The organism is Streptomyces sp. NPDC056373 (assembly GCF_042262425.1).
In the GTDB taxonomy this organism is placed as follows: Bacteria; Actinomycetota; Actinomycetes; order Streptomycetales; family Streptomycetaceae; genus Streptomyces.
In genome coordinates, this window is the sequence record NZ_JBHJPX010000007.1 from 96,018 (window position 1) to 115,820 (window position 19,803).

Below are 19,803 nucleotides of genomic sequence, written 5' to 3' on the forward strand. Positions count from 1 at the left end.
CCCGTGGTCGCACAGTCCGTCACCGAGGCCGCGGTCGGCGGCGCTTCGCGGCTCGCAGCCCGGGGTGTCACGGTCGGCTACGGTGGCCGGGTCGTCATCGGCAAGCTCGACGTGGCGATACCGCCCGGCGTGATCACCACGATCATCGGTCCCAACGGATGCGGCAAGTCGACCCTGTTGCGCACGCTGTCGCGGCTGCTCAAGCCGGCCGGCGGGACGGTAGTGCTGGACGGCGAGGACATCGGCGGGCTTCGGACCCGGGACGTGGCGAAGAAGCTGGGGCTGCTGCCGCAGGCGCCGGTCGCGCCGGAGGGGCTGACGGTGGCCGACCTGGTCGCCAGGGGCCGTCACCCGCACCAGAGCTGGCTGCGGCAGTGGTCGTCCGACGACGCCGACGTGGTGGAGCGCGCCCTGGCCATGACCGGGGTGTCCGACCTCGCCGACCGCCCGGTCGACGAGCTGTCCGGCGGGCAGCGCCAGCGCGTCTGGATCTCGATGACGCTGGCTCAGGGCACCGATCTGCTGCTGCTGGACGAGCCGACGACCTATCTGGACCTGGCACACGCCCTCGACGTCCTCGACCTGGTCGACGATCTGCACGAGTCCGGGTGCACCGTCGTCATGGTGCTGCACGACCTCAACCTGGCCACGCGCTACAGCGACCACCTCGTGGTGATGCGCGAGGGCTCGATCCTGGCGCAGGGGCATCCGCGTGACGTCGTCACCGCCGAACTGCTGTACGAGGCCTTCGGGTTGCGCGCCCAGGTGATCGACGACCCGGTCGGCGACCGGCCGCTCATCGTGCCCATCGGGCGGGCCCATGTGAAGCCGGGGCACCTTCCGGCGCAGGAGAAGTAGTAAGGCTAGGCTAACCTCACTCTCGCGGGGTAAGGTTTGGCTGCCCTTAGGCGAGGGTGCAGCGAACTGGCGCGAAAGCAAGGGGATTTGGATGCTCCTCCATCGAACGACGCCCGGAAGGCCATGGCGGCTGGCAGCGGTACTGTCCGCGGCCGCCCTCGGCGTCGGTCTCCTCGCGGGGTGCGGTTCCGGCTCGGCGGACACGGCGGACAGCAAGGGTGAGGGCACCCGGGCCGGGGCCGCCGGCGACTTCCCGGTCACAGTGGAGCACGCGTTCGGATCCACGACGGTCGACAAGGCGCCCCAGCGGGTCGTCACCGTCGGCTACACCGACGACCAGACCGTCCTGGCCTTCGGAATCAAGCCCGTCGGCATGGTCGACCAGTACCCGAACCCGCCCGGCAAGAGCCCCGACGTCAACACCCAGTGGCCCTGGGTGAAGGACAAGTGGGGCGACACCAAGCCCGAGGTCGTCATGAAGAACGGCGACTCCGGCCCCAACTACGAGAAGATCGCGGCCCTTCGCCCCGACCTGATCGTCGCGGTGTACTCCGAGATCGACCAGGCCGCCTACGACAAGCTCTCCAGGATCGCCCCGACGGTGGCCCGCACCAAGGGCGAGAAGGAGCCCTTCAGCGCTCCCTGGCAGGACAACGCCCTGCACATCGCCAAGGCCCTCGGCCAGGCCGACGAGGGCCAGAAGATGGTCGACGACATCCAGGGGCAGCTCGACACGGCCAAGAAGGCACACCCCGAGCTCGGCAAGGAGACCGCGGTCGCACTGTCCTGGTACAAGGACTCGGTGGCACCCTTCACCTCCACCGACGTGCGCGGCCGGCTCGTCACGGGCATCGGCTACAAGTACCAGACCGGGATCGACAAGATCGCGGGCGGCAACTTCTACACCTCGCTCTCGCCCGAGCGCATCGACCTCGTCGACGTCGACCACATCTTCGTCATCAACGACAAGGCCGACACCGAGGCGCTGAAGAAGTTCAAGCTGTTCGCCAACCTCGACGCGGTCAAGAAGGGCAACGTGTCCTACCTGCTCGACAGCGAGGGACCCGCGGTCGGCGCGGCCATCTCCCAGGGCACCCTGCTGTCCATGCCGTACGCGATCGACGAGCTCGTCAAGTCGGTCGAGTAGGGAAGTGAGCACCACCGACGCGCGCGTCGCCCCGGCGGCCCTGCGCACGACGACCGGCCGCGAGGCCGCCCGATGGGTCGCGGACCACTGCCGCGCGATGCCCGGCCTGACCGTCGCGACCGTGCTCACCACGGTCGCGGGGGCGGCGCTCCAGGTGCTCCCGGTGCTCCTGCTCGGCCGGGTGGTCGACGGGGTCGTCGGGGGCGAGGACCGTTCGGTCCTGGTCACGATCGGGGTGCTCATCGGTGCCGCCGCGCTGCTCGGCGCGGCGGCCACCGCCGTCTCCACGTACCTGATCGGACGGCTGGGCGCGGATCTGCTCGCGCGGCTGCGCGAGGGCGCCGTCCGCGCGGTGCTCGGCATGCCGAGCGCACGGATCGAGCAGGTCGGACGGGGAGACGTGCTCTCCCGGGTCGGAGACGACGTGGCCGTCATCTCCAAGGGCATCCGCACGGCCGTCCCCACGGTGTTCTCGGCGGGCGTGCTGGTCGTCATCGCGACCCTCGGCATGTTCGGGCTCGACTGGCGGCTCGGCCTGGCCGGCGCCGGCGCGCTGCCCGCGTACGCGCTGGCGCTGCGCTGGTACCTGCCCCGGTCCGCCCCGCTCTACCGCAAGCAGCGAGTCGCCCAGGCCGACCGTGCCCAGGCGTTCATCAGCGGCCTGAACGGCATCGACACGGTCCGGGCCTATCGTCTGGAGGGCGCCTTCCGGGAGAAGGTCACCACCGAGTCGTGGCGGGTGCGCGAGCTCGGCATCGAGGTGTTCCGGTTCTTCGGCCGGTTCGTCGGCCGGGAGAACCGCGCCGAGTTCATCGGCCTGGTCCTGATCCTGGTGGTCGGGTACGCGTTGCTGGAAGCGGACGCGGCCACCCTGGGGGAGGTGTCGGCGGCTCCGCTGCTGTTCCACCGGCTGTTCACCCCGCTGGGCGCCATCATGTTCACCTTCGACGAGGCGCAGAAGTCGGGTGCGAGCCTGACCCGCCTGGTCGGGGTGCTGGGGGAGCCCGCCGAGGAGCGGCTGGTCGGCGACGAGTCCGTCACGACGGCCCGCTCCGGGGCGTACCCGGTGACGGTCGAGGGTCTGACGTTCCGTTACCCGGACTCCGAGGAGCCGGTGCTGCGGGATGTGGACCTGTCGATCCCGGCCGGAGGATCGCTCGCCCTGGTCGGCGCCACGGGCGCGGGCAAGACGACGCTGGCCGCGTTGATCGCCGGGATCGGCACCCCGCAGACCGGTTCGGTGCGCATCGGGACGACCGACCTGGCCGACCTGGACGAGGCCGGGGCACGGGCCCTGGTCAGCATCCTGACGCAGGAGACGCACGTCTTCTCCGGCCCCCTCGCCGAGGACCTGCGGCTGTCCGCGCCGGGGGCGAGCGACGCGGAGCTGATGGACGCGTTGCGCACGGTCGGCGCCGAGGACTGGGTCGCCGCGCTGCCCGACGGGCTGAACACCCCGGTGGGTGAGGGTGGTGAGCGCCTGGACGTCACCAAAATCGCCCAGGTCGCCCTGGCCCGCCTGGTGCTGGGGAGGGCGCCGGTGGTGGTGCTCGACGAGTCGACCGCGGAGGCCGGCAGCGAGGGCGCCGCCGAGCTGGAGCGGTCCGTCCTTGCCGCCTGCGCGGGCAGGACCACGCTGTTCGTGGCGCACCGGCTGACCCAGGCGACGGCCGCGGACCGGATTGCCGTGCTCGACGCCGGACGGGTCGTTGAGCAGGGGACGCACGAGGAACTGGTGGCTCTGGGCGGCCGGTACGCACGACTGTGGCGGGCCTGGCGAGAGGGTAGTTAGGTAACCCTTATTTAGGTTAGCCTAACTCCACATTCTGGAAGGGACGCTGAGTCTTCGATGATGGAACCGCGCGCTCGTCTCGTACTGCTTTCCCCCACGCGTCTGGCCGACGTGCGCCGGCGGATCGGCGACCACCCGGACCGGACCATCACCGAGGCCTGCGCCATCGGCCTGGCGTACTGGGCCACGGGCGACAGCCCCGACGGCATCGACCTCACGCCCGGCACGCTCTTCGCCGACGTCCTCGGCTGGGTCGACAACGGTGGTACGACGCCCGCCGGTTGGGAGATCTCCCCGGACGGCCGCGGCATCACCGTCCCCGAGGGTGTCGGACCCGAGGACGCGCAGCTCGCGCTGGACGACCTGGCGGACTTCCCGGACCGGCCGCTCGGCACCGTCGGCCCCTCCAGTGCGGCGGCGAGGCTGCGGACCCTGGCCGAGTGGAACGACAACCGGGCCGACCGGGACCGTCCCACCATCGTGGAGATGTTCCGCGCGCAGGCCAGCGCCCGGCCGGACGCCGTTGCCGTCGTCGACGAGCACCGGTCGCTGACCTACCGCCAAGTCGCGGAGCTCTCCGGCCAGTTGGCCCATCACCTGCTCGGGCGCGGGCTCGGCCCCGAACAGGTCGTCGGCATCTCCCTGGGCCGCTCCGCCGACATGGTCGTCGGGCTGCTCGCCGTGCTACAGGCCGGCTGCGCCTTCGTACCGCTCGATCCGCAGTGGCCCGCCGCGCGCCGCGCCGTCGTCATCCAGGACGCCCGGGTCGTCGTCCAGCTCAACGCCTCCGGCGAGCACGACCCGGCCGAACCGGACGCCGTGGCCGTCGACCTCGGCGACTGGCGGTACGGCTCGCACCCGGCGGAGGGGCCCGACGTCACCGTCCTCGGCGACGCGCTGGCCTACGTGATCTTCACGTCCGGTTCGACCGGGCGGCCCAAGGGCGCGATGATCCGGCACGAGGCGATCAGCGAGCGCCTGCTGTGGCAGGTGAACGAGATCCTCGGCTTCGGCCACGACGACGCCTCACTGTTCAAGGCGCCGCTGTCCTTCGACATCTCCATCAACGAGATCTTCCTGCCGCTCGTCTCCGGCGGCCGACTCGTCGTCCTGCGGCCCGGAGGCGAACGCGACCCGCACCACCTGCTGAGCGTCATCGCCGAACAGCGCGTCACCTTCACGTACCTGGTGTCGTCCATGCTGGACGTCCTGCTGGAGATGGCCGGCGACTCCGGCCGCCTGGACAGCCTGCGGCACGTGTGGTGCGGCGGCGAGGTCCTCACCCCCGAGCTGTACGAGCGCTTCCGCACCAAGCTCGGCAACATCCCCATGTACCACGGCTACGGCCCCGCCGAGACGACCATCGGCGTCTCCCACGTCATCTACCGGGGCGCCGCCGAACGCCTGTCGACGTCCATCGGCAAGGCCAACCCCAACACCCAGCTCTACGTCCTGGACGACGAACTGCGCCCCGTCCCGGTCGGCGTCGGCGGCGAACTCTACGTCGGCGGTTTCCTCCTGGGCCGAGGCTACGTGGGCACACCCGGCCTGACCGCCTCCCGCTTCGTCGCGAATCCCTTCGCCGACGACGGCTCCCGCCTCTACCGCACCGGCGACCTCGCCCGCTTCGCCCCCGACGGATCGCTGGACTTCCTCGGCCGCGCCGACAACCAGATCAAGATCCGCGGCATGCGGCTGGAGATCGAGGACGTCGAGGCCGGCCTCGCCGAGCACCCCCGGGTCCGGCACACCTGTGTCGTCGCGAAGAAGAACACGGCCGGCGGCACCTACCTCACCGGCTACGTCATACCCACCGCCGGCAGCGAGGACCTGCGCGCCGACGAGGTCAAGGCGTGGGCCGGCGCGCACATGGTCGAGTACATGGTGCCCGCCCACATCGTGGTGATGAACGAGTTCCCGCTCACCGCCAACGGCAAGCTCGACCGCAACGCCCTGCCCGAGCCGGCGATCGGGACCGGTGCGCTCACCCGCCCCACCACCGACGACGAACGGGCGGTGTGCGCCGCGGTCGCCGAGGTGCTGCGCCTCGAAGAGGTCGGCGTCGACCAGGACTTCTTCCAGCTCGGCGGCGACAGCATCCTCGCCATCTCCTTGCTGAGCGCGCTGCGCGAGCAGGGCCTGCACGTCACGGCACGGCAGATCTTCACCCATGGCACCGTGGGCGCGCTGGCCGCGGTCGCGAGCCGCGAGGACGTCACCACCGTCGACCACGCCGATGTCGCCACCGGCACCGTCGTGGGTTCGCCGATCGTGCAGTGGCTCGGCGAGACCACGGACGCCGTCGACGGCTTCGTCCAGTCGGTCGTCCTGAACACGCCGGCGGACCTGACCGCCGACGCCCTCGACACGATCCTCACCGCGCTCGTGTCCCGGCACGACATGCTCCGCGCCAGGCTGGTGCGCGGCAGCCGCTGGAGCTTCGACATCCCCGACACGGGCCGGGCCGAGCCCGGCCCGCAGCGCAGCGACCGGCCGCTCGACGAGTGCATCGCCCTCGCCACGGCCGCACTGGACCCGGCGAACGGCGTGATGCTCCGGGCCGTCTGGCGCCCCGAGGCACGCCAACTCGTCCTCGTCGCCCACCACGTGGTCGTCGACGGCGTCTCCTGGCGCATCCTGATGGACGACCTGGCCACCGCATGGCGGCAGTTCACTGCGGGTGAGCCGGTCGAACTCCCACCCGTGGGCACGTCGTTCCGGCGCTGGACCCAGCTGCTGGAACGCGCCGCGTTCGACGCCGGCAGCTCGTACTACCGGCGCTCCCTGCCCGGCGAGGACCTGCCGCTGGCCCGCCGCGCCCTGTCCGGCAGGGACACCGTCGCCGAGGAACGCCTGCGCACCGTCACGGTCGGCCCCGAGGTCACGGCCGCACTGCTGGGCGAGATCCCCGCGAAGTTCCACGCCGGAGTCAACGACGTTCTGCTCACCGCGCTCGCCGTCGCCCTCGCCCGCAGGCGCCGCGACCTCGGCCAGGACCAGACCTTCGCCCACATCGAGCTCGAAGGGCACGGTCGCGAAGGGCGGTTCGTAGCGGGCTCCGCCGGATTCGAGCCGGACCTGTCCCGGACCGTCGGCTGGTTCACCACGCTCTTCCCGGTCACCGTGGACCCCGGCACGGCAGCCGACCTCACCACCCCCGCGTACCTGACCGCCGCCCTCAAGGCCGTCAAGGAGGACCTCGCCCGGGTACCGGACAACGGCATCTCCTACGGTGCTCTGCGCTACCTCACCCACAGCGAGTTCGACGCCCCCGCCCCCCAGGTGCTCTTCAACTACCTCGGCCGTTTCGCCGCCGGCGCCCCAGGCGACTGGCAATTCGCCGGAGCCACGAGCCAGTTGGGGGAGCGCCGCGATCCGCGGATGTGCCTGCCGCGCGCCCTGGAGTTCAACGCCATCGCCGAACCCGCCGCCTCCGGCGCGTACGAGCTGGTCACCACCATCTCCTGGCCCGACGGCCTGTTCACCGACGCCGACATCACGACGCTCGCCGGCTACTTCCGCACGGCCCTGACCGGACTCGCCGCGCTCGACGAGGGTGGCCACTCGCCCAGCGACTTCCCCCTCGTCCCGCTCGCACAGTCCGACGTGGACGCCCTGGACGGCCCCGGACTGCGGGACGTCCTCCCACTGACCCCGCTCCAGGAAGGCCTCTACTTCCACTCGGTCTTCGACGACGAGTCCGCGGGTGCCTACGTGGAGCAGCAACTGCTCACCCTGGACGGCGAGGTGGACGCCGACCGGCTCGCGACGGCGGCCACCCGGCTGCTCACTCTGTTCCCCAACCTGGCCGCGCGCTTCACGGCGCTGGCCGACGGCCGCGTGGTCTCCGTCCTGGAGAACGGTGTCGAGGCCCCCTTCACCACCCTGGACCGCCCCGGCATCACCGACGAGGAGATGCGCGACCTCGCCGAACGGGACCGCCGCACCGGCTTCGACCTGGCCACCGGCCCTCTCATGCGGTACACGCTCATCCGTACCGGCTCCGCCCGGAACGTCCTGGTGCAGACCGTGCACCACATCATCGCCGACGGCTGGTCCGTGCCGCCCATGCTCCGCGCGCTGCTCGCCGAGTATCACGCGCCGGGCACCGTCCACCCGATCGGCGGCTTCGCCGACTACGTGCACTGGCTCGCCGGACGCGACGCCGAGGAGAGCGACCGCGTCTGGCGCGAGGAACTCGCCGGACTGCCGGGCCCGTCGCTGGTCGCCGAGGGACACACCCCCTCCGACCGGTTCGCCGACACCTCCATGGCACCCGAGGACGACATCGACACCGCCGTCCGCGAGGCCGGAGTACCGCTGAGCGTGGCCGTGCACAGCGCCTGGGCCGTCACCCTCGGCGGCATCCTCCAGGGCCGGGACGTGGTCTTCGGCTCCACGGTCTCCGGCCGCGACGCCGAGGTGCCCGGCATCGGCGACATGGTGGGCCTCTTCATCAACACCATCCCCGTAAGGGCCCGTTGGGCACCCGGAACCACCGCCGCCGGCCTGCTCACCTCGGTACGCGACCACCAGAGCACCGTCCTGCCGCACCAGCACGTCTCCCTGGCGCGCATCGGCCGCCAGGCCGGAGCCGGGTCACTCTTCGACACGCTCGTCGTGTTCGACGTGGCCACCGACCTGACCGCGCTGCGGAGCCCCGGCGACACGCCGACCGTCACGGACCTCGTCAACGAGGGCGCCCCGCACTACCCGCTGACCCTGGTGGTCGAGCGCGCCCTCGACGGCCGCCCGCGCTTCAACCTCATCTACGACGGTGAACTGCTGCGCGAGTCGACCGCCCGGTCGATCCTGCACACCTTCGGCCGGACGCTGACCGGCCTGCTCGCGCACCCGGACACCCCGGTGGACGACCTGGCGGCAGGAGCCGGACGGCTCCCCGCCCCGATCGCCCCGACCACCCTGGGCGCACTGTTCGACACCGCGGCCCGCCGCGACCCGGAGGCCACCGCCGTCACCCAGTGCGGACTCGACGGCACGACCCGGTCCCTGACCTACGGCGAACTGTCCGACGCCAAGAACGACCTGGTCTCCGCCCTGCGCGCGGCAGGAGTCGGCCCGGGCAAGCGGGTCGCCGTCGCCGTCCCCCGCTCCCTGGAGCAGGTCGTCGCCCTGGTCGCGATCGTCGGCGCGGGCGGCGCGTACGTCCCGCTCGACCTGGCGTACCCGGACGAGCGGCTGGAGTACATCCTCGCCGACGCGGCCCCGCAGGTCGTCCTCGTCGACCGGGACCAGCGCGACCGCTTCACGGACCTCCTGGATAGGGCGGGGGTGCCCGCGCGTGTGCTGGTGCGGGGCGAAGAGCCCCCGGCCGCCCTCACGGAGCCCGGCCCCGCGCCCGACTGGCACACCCCCGCCTACGTGATCTACACCTCCGGATCCACGGGCCGCCCCAAGGGCGTCGTCGTCCCGCACTCCAGCGTCGTGTCGCTGCTCGCGAACACCCGGCCGGACATGGACTTCGGCCCGCGGGACGTCTGGGTCCAGTTCCACTCCTTCTCCTTCGACTTCGCGGTCTGGGAGCTGTGGGGCGCACTGGCCCACGGCGGTGAGCTGCTGGTGCCCGAGTACGGGCTGACGCGCTCCCCGGTCGACTTCCACCGGCTGGTCCGCGAGCGCGGCGTGACCGTGCTCAACCAGACCCCGTCCGCCTTCTACCAGTTCATCGAGGCCGACCGGCTCTCCGGCGAAGCGCTGCCCGCACTGCGCCGGATCATCTTCGGCGGCGAGGCACTGGACCTCGGACGGCTGCGCGGCTGGGTCGAACGGCACGGCACGGCCGCCCCCGAGCTGGTCAACATGTACGGCATCACCGAGACCACGGTCCACGTCACCCACCGGGTGCTGACCGACGCCGACTTCGGCCCCGGCGACGACGTCAGCCCCATCGGCGGCCCGATCCCCGGCCTGGTCACCTACCTGCTCGACGACCGGCTCCGCCCGGTGCCGCCGGGCCGCGAGGGCGCCATCTACGTCGCCGGTGACCAGGTGTCCCTCGGCTATCTGGGCCGGCCCGGGCTCACTTCGGGCCGCTTCGTCGCGAACCCGTTCACGGCCGACGGCTCCCGCATGTACCACACGGGCGATCTCGCGATCCGCACCCTCGACGGCGAACTGGTCTTCACCGGCCGCGCGGACGACCAGATCCAACTCAAGGGCTTCCGCATCGAGTCGGGCGAGGTCGAGTCCGCGATCAGGGCCTTCGACGGCGTGACCGACGTGGCGGTGACGATGGCGGACACCGGGGATCACCTGGTGGCGCATGTGGTGGGCAGCGTGCCGCCCGACCTGACGGCCCGTCTGTCGTCCAGGCTTCCCGTCCATATGATTCCGGGCCAGGTCCTCACGATCGAGGCCCTACCGCTGACGATCAACGGCAAGTTGGATCGAAAGGCCTTGGTGGAACGCCCCCTCAGGGGCGCGGGGCTGTATCAACGTGCGGCTCCGCCGCGGGGCGCGACAAGCCACGACGCACCCGCAGACGAACACTCAGCACTCGCCATGCTGGTGGAGGTCTTCACTCAGACGCTGCCCGGCACAGCCGTAGACGCCGACACCGACTTCTTCCGCGCCGGAGGCGACAGCATCATCGCCATCACGGTCGTGAACAGGGCCCGCACCCTAGGCCTGCCCATCGCGCCGAAGGACGTCTTCCTGCTCAAGACCCCCCGCGCACTGGCCGAACACCTGGGAAACAACACACCCCAGACCCCCCGGACCCCCACCCACCGCGAGGACGGCCCCCTCACCCCCACCCCGATCATCCTCCGCCAACGCCAACTCGGCGGCACCCTCACCCGCTTCGCCCAGGCCAGGACGGTCCAGGCCCCCGAAGGCACGGGATACGCCGAAGCCGTACGCGCCGCGAACACGGTCGTCGCCGCCCACCCGACCCTCCGGCTGCGCCTCGACACCACACACGGCGTGTGGACCCTGCGCACCGAACCGGCCCACGAGATCGGCGTCGTACGCCCGAACACCACCGACGCGACAGCCGTCGCGAACGAGGCCGCCGGACAACTCGACCCCGAGTCAGGCGAAGTGATCGCGTTCGCGTGGCTGGAGTCGAGCAGGACCCTCGTCGTCACCGTGCACCACCTCGCCGTCGACGCGGTCTCCTGGCTGATCCTGCTCGAGGACCTGGCCACGGCGCTGCGCGGCGAGCCCCTTGCCCCGCCGACCACCTCGTACGCCGAGTACGCCGAAGCCATGGCGCTCCGGGCGACCCAGGACCTCGACGACCTCGGCCGTTGGGTCACCACCCTCCAGGCCCCTGAACTGCTGCCGCTCACGGGGGCGTTGCGCAGGACGACGGTCGTGCTCGCCCCCGACGTGAGCGACCGCCTCACGCGTACCGCCCCCGCCGCCCTCGGTGTCGGGCTCACCGAGCTGCTCTGCGGAGCCCTCCGTACCGCGCTGACCCGCATCCAGCCGACGCCCGGGGACCTCGCGATCGACCTGGAGCGGCACGGCCGTGTACCGGCCTTCGAACAGCACGACTACACCCGTACCGTCGGCTGGTTCACCGCCATCGCGCCGGTGCGGCTCACCCCGCACACCGACCCCGTCGCCGCCGCGCGCGAGGTCATCGCGCGCCAGCGGGACGAGGGCGGACACGTCAACTACGGCCGGCTCAGGTACCTCAACCCGCAGACGGCCCCGCTGCTCACCGCCCGCCCGCAGGTGCTGTTCAACTACCTCGGCCGGGGCAGCGAGTCCCAGGCCCTGCACCTCACCGGCGGCGACCAGGGCAGCCCCTACGCCGTCGAGGTCAACGCATGGACCGACGAGGCCACCGGCAGCCTGCTCGCCGAGTTCGTCCTCGCCGAGGGCGTACCCGACGAGATCACCGAGCACTGGCGCAGCGCGCTGAAGCACCTCGCGGACGCCGCGACGACGGCCGAGCGCACCGCCCCGGTCACCCCGCTCCAGCGCGGCCTGTTCTTCCAGGCCCAGCTGGCGGGCTCGGCCGGCCACTACGTCGCACAGAACTGGTTCACCTTCGACCGGCGCCTGGACACCGGCGCGCTGGCCGAGGCGATGGCCCACGTGATCGCACGGCACCCGGTCGTCGGCGCCGGCTTCGGCACCGACGACGACGGGAACCCGGTCCAGGTCCTCAAGGCCGGGCGACGGGTCGACGTCCGTACGGTCGCCCTGTCGACGGACGCGGAGGTCGACGCCCTGCGCGCCCGGGACCGGGACACGGGCTTCGATCCGGGCGAGCCGCCGCTGATCCGGCTGACCGTCGTACACCTGCCCGGCGACCGGGACGGCCTGCTGCTCAGCTACCACCTGCTGCTGTGGGACGGCTGGTCCCGCGAGACCGTCCTGCGGGACCTCTTCGACAGCTACCGTGCCGTCCTCGCCGGCGAGCCGCTCGACCCGGCTCCCGCCACGCCGAGTTTCGAGGAGTACGCCCGGGCACTCGCCGCCCGGGACCCCGCCGCGTCGGAACGCTTCTGGGCGGACCGGCTGGCCGCCCTGCCCGGCCCCACCCTGCTCGCCGGGCCCGCACCGGCCTTCTCGGACGACCTGCCGAAGGCCCTCGTGCACACCCTGTCCGCCGAGCAGTCCACGCTGGTGCGGGAGGCGGCCCGGACGCACGGCGTCACCCTCAACTCCGTGCTGACCGGTGCGTTCGGCCTGCTCCTCGGCGCGCACACCGGCCGCGCCGACGCCGTGTTCGGCGTGACCGTCTCCGGCCGCGAGGGCGAGGGGCGCTCCGACATCGTCGGCGTGCTGCTCAACACCGTGCCCATGTGGACCCGGGCCCGCCCGGAGCAGTCGGTCGGCGCCTACCTGTCGGCCCTCCAGGCCACCCGGGTCGAGGCGATGGAGCACGAGCACCTGGGGCTCGGCGAGATCCAGCGGGCCAGTGGGCACGACACCCTGTTCGACAACCTGTTCGTGCTGCAGAACTTCCTGGACATGGACGCGTTCGCCGAGATGAACACCCGGCACGGCATCACCTCGGTGAAGGCGGACGACTCCACCCACTATCCGTTCACCTGGGTCGTGACGCCGGGGGAGCGGCTCACGGTCAAGCTGGAGTACCGCGACGGCGACACAGGCAACGCCCGCCGTCTCCTCGACGACTACCTGAGCGTGCTCGGGGACCTGTCCCGGGCGACCGGGCCGGTCGGCGCCTTGCGAGGGCTGGGCGCGGTGCCCGAGCCGGCCGCACGCACCGACGTCGGCACGGACACCGTCGTCGACCGGTTCGACCGGGCGGCGGACCGCGACCCGCAGCGGGTGGCACTCGTCGCCCACGGCTCGACGATGACGTTCGCCGAACTCCGCGACCGCAGCCGGGCCGTGGCGGGCGTGCTCGCCGCGCGCGGCATCGGGCCGGAGACGACCGTGGGGCTCGCCATCCCGCGCTCGATCGACTGGATCGCGGCGCTGTTCGCCGTCCTGCGGGTCGGCGCCGCGTACGTGCCGCTGGAGCTGGACCACCCGGACGAGCGGATCGCGGCCATCGTCGACGACGCCCGCCCGGACGTCATCCTCACCGTGAGCGCGGTCTCACCCCGGCTGACGGGCGAGCTGATCGAACTGGACCGGCCGCTTCCCGAGGCCGAGCCGTTCGTGACGTTCGCGCCGGACGACCCCGACCGCCTGCGCCACCCCGCCTACACGATCTACACCTCCGGTTCCACCGGGAAGCCCAAGGGCGTGGTGACCGAGTACGCCGGTCTGACCAACATGCTGATCAACCATCAGCGCCGGATCTTCGAGCCGGTGCTCGCCGGGCACGGCCACCGGGTCTTCAGGATCGCCCACACCGTGTCGTTCGCTTTCGACATGTCGTGGGAGGAGCTGCTGTGGCTCGCCGACGGCCACGAAGTGCACATCTGCGACGAGGAGTTGCGCCGGGACGCGCCCAGGCTGGTGGAATACTGCCTGGAGCACGGGATCGACGTAGTCAACGTGACACCGACCTACGCGCAGCAACTGGTCGCCGAGGGCCTGCTCGACGACCCGGCGCAGCGGCCGGCGCTGGTGCTGCTCGGCGGCGAGGCCGTCACACCGACGCTGTGGCAGCGGCTCGCGGCAACCGAGGGCACGGTCGGCTACAACCTGTACGGACCCACCGAGTACACCATCAACACCCTCGGCGTCGGCACCTTCGACTGCCAGGACCCGGTGGTGGGCGTCGCCATCGACAACACCGACGTGTACGTCCTGGATCCCTGGCTGCGGCCGCTGCCGGACGGTGTGCCCGGCGAGCTGTACGTGTCGGGCGTCGGCATCGCGCGCGGCTACCTCGGGCAGCCCGCCCAGACGGCCCACCGCTTCGTCGCCTGCCCGTTCGGCGAGCCCGGCGAGCGCATGTACCGCACCGGCGACCTCGTGGTCCGCCGACCGGACGGCAACCTGATGTACCTGGGCCGCACCGACCAGCAGGTCAAGATCCGCGGCCACCGGGTCGAACTCGGCGAGGTGGAGGCGGTGTTCGCGGCGCATCCGGCGGTCCGGTTCGTCGCCGCGGTCGCCCAGCCCGACCCGCAGGTCGACGGTGCCCACCGGCTGGCCGCCTACCTGGTCCTGGACGGGGCGGATCCGGCGACCGTCGCGGCCGACGTCGGCGCAGGGCTGCCGGACTTCCTGCGGCCCACGCACTACGCCAAGGTCGACAGCATCCCGCTGACGGTGAACGGGAAGGCCGACACCAAGGCGCTGCCCGAGGCCAAGCCGCTGGGCGCGCTGACCACGGCGGGGGAGCGGGGCCCGCAGACCGAGACCGAGACCGTGGTGTGCGAGTACTTCGCCGAGGCACTGGATCTTGACGACGACGAGGTGAGCGCGGTGAGCGACTTCGTGTCCCTGGGGGGACACTCCATGCTGGCGGTGCGGCTCGTCGGGCTGCTCCGCCGCGAGTACGGTCCCGTGATCACCATCCGCGATCTGTTCACCCTGCGAACCCCGGAAGCGATTGCCCGCCACCTCGATGACAACTGACATCCAGCGGCCCCGCCACGGGGCCGCGATCCTCCGGAGGGCCCTGCGCCGCAACATCGGCGCCATGGCCTGGGGCACTCTCCTCATGGGCCTCTACCAGGCCGGGGAGACGGCCTTCCCCATCGCGCTCGGCCTGATCGTCGAGCACACGATGCGGGACGGTCGCAGCCTCCAGGCGCTCGCCGTGTCGATCGGCGCCCTGGCCGTGATCATCACGACGGTGTCGCTGTCGTGGCGGTTCGGCATGCGGATCCTGCAGAAGGCCAACACCACCGAGGCGCACCGCTGGCGGGTGAAGGTCGCGGCCTGCGGCCTGCAGCCGGTGGCCCGGGACGTCGACCTCAAGTCCGGCGAGGTGCTGACCATCGCCACCGAGGACGCCGACCAGACCGCCGACATCATCGAGGTGGTGCCGCTGCTGATCAGCTCGCTGGTGGCGGTGCTGGTCGCGGCGGTGGCCCTGGGCCTGGCCGACGTCCGGCTCGGCCTGCTGGTGATCGTGGGCACCGTCGCCATCCTGTCGGTCCTCAGCGTGATGTCGAAGCGGATCGGCAGCAGCACCCAGGAGCAGCAGGCGAGCGTGGCCCGGGCGGGTGCGAAGGTCGCCGACCTGATCACCGGCCTGCGCCCGCTGCACGGCTTCGGCGGCAACCACGCGGCGTTCCGGTCGTACCGGAAGGTCAGCACCGAGGCGAAGCACCAGTCGATCACCGTCGCCAAGGTGAACGGCGCCTACGCGGGCACCGCCCTGGCCCTCAACGCGGTCCTCGCCGGCGCCGTGACCCTGACGGCGGGTTGGCTGGCGTTCGAGGGCCGCATCACCATCGGCGAACTCGTCATGGCGGTGGGTCTGGCGCAGTTCATCATGGAGCCGCTCAAGCTGTTCTCGGAGATGCCCAAGTACGTGATGATCGCGCGCGCGTCGGCCGAGCGGATGGCGCTGGTGCTGTCGGCCCCGCCGGTCATGACGCCGGGCTCCGCACGCCCGTCCGAGGGCGGCGACCTGGAGGTCGACTGCGTTCGCCACGGCACGCTGACCAACCTGAAGTTCCAGGTGCGGGCGGGTGAGTTCGTCGCCATCGCCCCCTACCGGCCCCGCGCCGCGGCCGACCTCGCGGCCGTCCTGGCCCTGCGGGTCCCGCCCGCCGCGTACGAGGGAACGGTAAGGATCGGGGGCCGGGAACTGGCGGACCTCTCCGTCGAGGCGGTCCGGGAGCACCTGCTGGTCAACCCGTACGACGGGGAGATCTTCGCGGGCACGCTCCGCACCAACATCGACCCGTCGGGCACCAGCCGGACCGTTCCCGACGCCGTAGAGGCCTCCATGCTGACCGACGTCGTCGCCCTGCACCGCGAAGGCCTCGACCACGGCGTCCGCGACCGGGGCGCCAACCTCTCCGGCGGCCAGCGCCAACGCCTCTCCCTGGCCCGCGCCCTGGCCGCCGACACGGACGTCCTCGTCCTGCACGATCCGACGACGGCGGTGGACGCGGTCACCGAGCAGCTCATCGCCCGCAACGTGGCGAAACTGCGCCGGGGCCGCACGACGATCGTGATCACCAGCAGCCCGGCGTTCCTGGACGCGGCGGACCGGGTCCTGGTCCTGGCCGACGGAGTCATCGCCGCGGAGGACACCCACCGCAACCTGCTGGCAAGGGACCAGGACTACTGCTCGGCGGTGGCACGCTGACGTTCAAAGGGGGCCCGGGGCAACGCCCTCAGGGGCGCGGGGAACGGCGCGATCAGCCCCCACACCCCCGCACCCCACAACGGCGCTTCGCGCGAAGCCACGTGTGACTCCCGGAGGGCCCGGGGGAGACGCCTCAAGGGGCGCGGGGAACGGCGCGATCAGCCCCCACACCCCCGCACCCCACAACGGCGCTACCCGCGAAGCGCCCAGCCCACATCCCTGAGCAGCGCATGACGCCACCCCGCCCGGTCATGCCCCGACGCGGACCGGGACACCCGCACGGTCGCCCCGGCCCGCTCGACCAGCCCCTCGGTCACCTCACAGTGGGGCAGCATCCGGTCCTCGTGCTCCCCGGCATCGAACGCGACCCGCAGCCCCGACAGATCAACCCCCGCCCGCAACCGCTCGGCGATCACACCCCCGACCGAACCCCCCAACGGATCAGCCGCCCGCAGGGCATCCGGCGTCCACCAGAACGACCCCGACTGACAGGCCACCCGCGACACCAGCCCGGGAAACTCCAGCGCCGCGTACACCGCGCTCAGCCCCCCGAGGCTCTGCCCGGCGACCACCAGCCGCTCCGGATCGGCCGGCACCCCCGACTCCGCCACCAGCGGCAGCAGTTCGTCCCGCACGGCCTCCCACAGCTCGGGCCGGCACGTGAACTCGGCGACCCGGTCCTTCGCCGGCAGGAAGACCAGCGTGACCGGCGGCACCTCACCCGCCGCCACGGCCGAGTCGAACGCGCTCACGGCCGGATGCAGATAGAGCCAGTCGTCGCCGTCGAGCAGCAGCACCACCGGCCCGCCGCCCCCCGCCGGATGCACCCGCACCGTACGGCGCCCGCCCAGCCGCTCACTCGCCCAGCGGATCCGCGCCCGCGGCAGGGGCAGCACCGCGTCCGCCCCGACGACGGGCCAGTGCGGCTGCTCCGGGGCGTCCGGCGTCGCGACGAGGGACCGCTCGCCGCCCGCCCCGGCCGGATTGAAGGGGTCGGCATGGGAGACGTCACCCGCCACGAACCGATACGTCACCCGCAGCCGCTCGGGCATGCGCACCTCGGCGTACCAGCAGTCGGTGTCCTGCCAGCGGAGCAGGGCCACCGGCTCCGACCAGCTCTCGAACTCGATGACCACCGGCGACGACCCGCGCCACAGGAACAGGGTCACCCAACCGCCGCCCTCGGCAGGCACCGCTGAGGGCGCCCCCACAGCGGCCCAGAACGCGGCACTGCCGGGCGCGCCCGGCACCCCGAACCCGGCGAACGCGTCCTGACCGTCGGCCGCCGCCACGCGCATGAACGTCTCCTTGTGAGAGGGAAGGGCCAAAGGCTAAGCTCCGTCAATTAGGCGAGCCTAACCTAATCTTGACCCTCCGAGGAGGCAGCGCGCATGAGCACCAACCCCTTCGACGACAACGAAGGCCGTTTCCTGGTCCTGGTGAACGGCGAGGGGCAGCACTCCCTGTGGCCGTCCTTCGCCGAGGTGCCCGGGGGATGGACGATCGCCTTCGCCGAGAACACCCGGGAGGCCTGCCTGGAGTACGTGGAGACCCACTGGACGGACCTGCGTCCCACGTCCCTCGCCGCGTCCCAGGACGCCTGACCCGGCCGATGCTCTGCACCAGGCTGACCAACGCCCGTTTCCTCACCATGGATCCGGGCCGTCCGGTCGCGCATGACCTGGGCATCTGGCGGGGCCGGATCGTGGGCCTCGACGAAGCGGTGACCTCCCTGCCCGCCCGGGAGATCGTCGATCTGCAGGGCGCCACGGTGCTGCCGGGTTTCATCGACGCCCATGTCCACCTCGCCTGGACCGGGTTCAAGCAGACCACCCCGAGCCTCGCCGGCCTCACCCGCGTCGACGACGTGCTCGCGGTCGTGGCCGAGGCCGTGGCCCGCACCCGGGCGCCCGGCGACTGGGTGAGCGTCGTCGGCTACGACCAGCGGGCCCTGGGACGTCATCTGACCGCCGCCGACCTCGACAAGGTCAGCGACGGACGCAGGCTGTACCTGCTGCACGACTCCGGACACGGCTGCGTCGTCAACACCGCCGTCCTGGACCTGCTCCCGGCCGGCATCCCGCACGAGAACGGCTTCCTCGCCGAGCAGGCCATGGGCGCCGCCCGCGCCCTGCGCCCGCCGCACTCCCAGGAGGACCTGGCCGAGGCGATCGGCCGCGCGGCCCGCACCTGTCTCGCCGAGGGCGTCACCGCCTGCGCCGAAGCAGGTATCGGCGGCACCCTTTTCGGCCACAGCCCCGTCGAACTCGGCGCCTACCAACTCGCCCGCGACGAGGACCTGTTGCCGCTGCGCGTGCAGCTCATGGTGTCGGCGGACCGGCTGCGCCCTGTCGCCGCGCAAGAGACCGACGGCATCCCACGCGCCCTCGACCTCGGCCTGCGCACCGGGTTCGGCGACGACCGGCTCTCCGTGGGCGCGCTGAAGGTCTGGACCGACGGCGGCATGATGGCCCGTACGGCCGCGCTGACCAGCCCGTACGAAGGGCTCGACCACGCCGGGCAGTTGCAGGACGACCCGGAGGTCCTCACGAACCTGATCGTGGACGGCCACCTCGCCGGCTGGCAGCTCGCCGTGCACGCGATCGGCGACCGCGCGGCCGACATTGCCCTGGACGCGATCGAACGCGCCCAGCGAATGCGGCCGCGCCCCGAGGCCCGTCACCGCATCGAACACGCCGGCCTGATCCGGCCCGACCAGCTCCCGCGCATGGCGCGACTGGGCGTCAGCGCGGTCGTGCAGCCCGGCTTCCTGCGCTGCTTCGGCGACGACTACGCCTCGATCATGGGGGAGTTGCGGGCGCCGTGGATGTACCGGGGCAAGGCGTTCCTCGACCACGGCATCCCGCTCGTGGGCAGCTCCGACCGGCCGGTCGCGGACGGATCGCCCCTGCGTGCCGTCCAGTTCATGGTCGAACGCGCCTCCGTCTCCGGCCGGCGCATCGGCCCGGAGGAGGCCGTCACCCTCGACCAGGCCCTCCACGCGTACACCGTCGCCGGCGCCCGCGCCTGCCACTGGGAGGACCGCATGGGCAGCCTCACCCCGGGCAAACACGCCGACCTGGTCGTCCTGGCCGACGACCCCCGGTACGTCGACACCTCGCGCATCGGTGACATCGACGTGGTGGAGACGTACGTGGCAGGCCACCCGGCCCGTCCGCGTGACTGATCCCCGGTCCGACACCTGAGGGAAGGAACCCCTTGACCACGGCCACGCCGCGCCCCACCGCGCCGCCGCCCACCCCTCTCGCACCGGATCCTTCCGCGCTGCTGCCGCCCACCACCCCCCTCGCACCGGATCCCTCCGTGCAG

At 72.1% G+C, this 19,803-nt stretch carries 8 protein-coding genes; 7 read left to right on the top strand and 1 reads right to left on the bottom strand.

From position 1 onward, the window contains the following. Positions 1 to 3 precede the first annotated feature (3 nt). From ACFCXS_RS16280 to ACFCXS_RS16300, 5 genes are all read left to right on the top strand, one after another. Positions 4 to 858 (top strand): ABC transporter ATP-binding protein, encoded by an 855-nt coding sequence (locus tag ACFCXS_RS16280; RefSeq protein WP_376643938.1) that lies wholly within the window; start codon positions 4 to 6, stop codon positions 856 to 858. Positions 859 to 949: 91 nt separating this feature from the next. Beyond that, positions 950 to 2,005: an iron-siderophore ABC transporter substrate-binding protein gene (locus ACFCXS_RS16285; protein ID WP_376643939.1), complete on the top strand. Its 1,056-nt coding sequence runs from the start codon at positions 950 to 952 to the stop codon at positions 2,003 to 2,005. A 4-nt stretch (positions 2,006 to 2,009) separates the two neighbouring features. Continuing rightward, positions 2,010 to 3,797: an ABC transporter ATP-binding protein gene (locus tag ACFCXS_RS16290; RefSeq protein WP_376643940.1), complete on the top strand. Its 1,788-nt coding sequence runs from the start codon at positions 2,010 to 2,012 to the stop codon at positions 3,795 to 3,797. A gap of 57 nt (positions 3,798 to 3,854) precedes the next feature. Next, on the top strand, positions 3,855 to 14,783 hold the full coding sequence (locus tag ACFCXS_RS16295) for an amino acid adenylation domain-containing protein (RefSeq protein ID WP_376643942.1): 10,929 nt from the start codon (positions 3,855 to 3,857) through the stop codon (positions 14,781 to 14,783). Next, complete coding sequence (locus ACFCXS_RS16300; RefSeq protein ID WP_376643944.1) at positions 14,773 to 16,473, top strand: ABC transporter ATP-binding protein; 1,701 nt, start codon at positions 14,773 to 14,775, stop codon at positions 16,471 to 16,473. Before ACFCXS_RS16295 ends, ACFCXS_RS16300 begins: the two co-directional genes overlap by 11 nt. Positions 16,474 to 16,664: 191 nt before the next feature. Here the strand turns inward: ACFCXS_RS16300 and ACFCXS_RS16305 are convergent, their stop codons facing one another. Further along, the gene (locus ACFCXS_RS16305; RefSeq protein ID WP_376643946.1) at positions 16,665 to 17,771 is read right to left on the bottom strand and encodes an alpha/beta hydrolase-fold protein; all 1,107 of its coding nucleotides are present in this window, start codon (positions 17,769 to 17,771) and stop codon (positions 16,665 to 16,667) included. Positions 17,772 to 17,864: 93 nt separating this feature from the next. Here ACFCXS_RS16305 and ACFCXS_RS16310 point away from each other — a divergent pair, with 93 nt between their 5' ends. Both ACFCXS_RS16310 and ACFCXS_RS16315 read left to right on the top strand, forming a co-directional pair. Beyond that, on the top strand, positions 17,865 to 18,077 hold the full coding sequence (locus tag ACFCXS_RS16310) for an MbtH family protein (protein WP_361881879.1): 213 nt from the start codon (positions 17,865 to 17,867) through the stop codon (positions 18,075 to 18,077). 8 nt (positions 18,078 to 18,085) lie between these two features. Next, positions 18,086 to 19,660 (top strand): amidohydrolase, encoded by a 1,575-nt coding sequence (locus tag ACFCXS_RS16315; protein ID WP_376643947.1) that lies wholly within the window; start codon positions 18,086 to 18,088, stop codon positions 19,658 to 19,660. Positions 19,661 to 19,803: the final 143 nt, after the last annotated feature.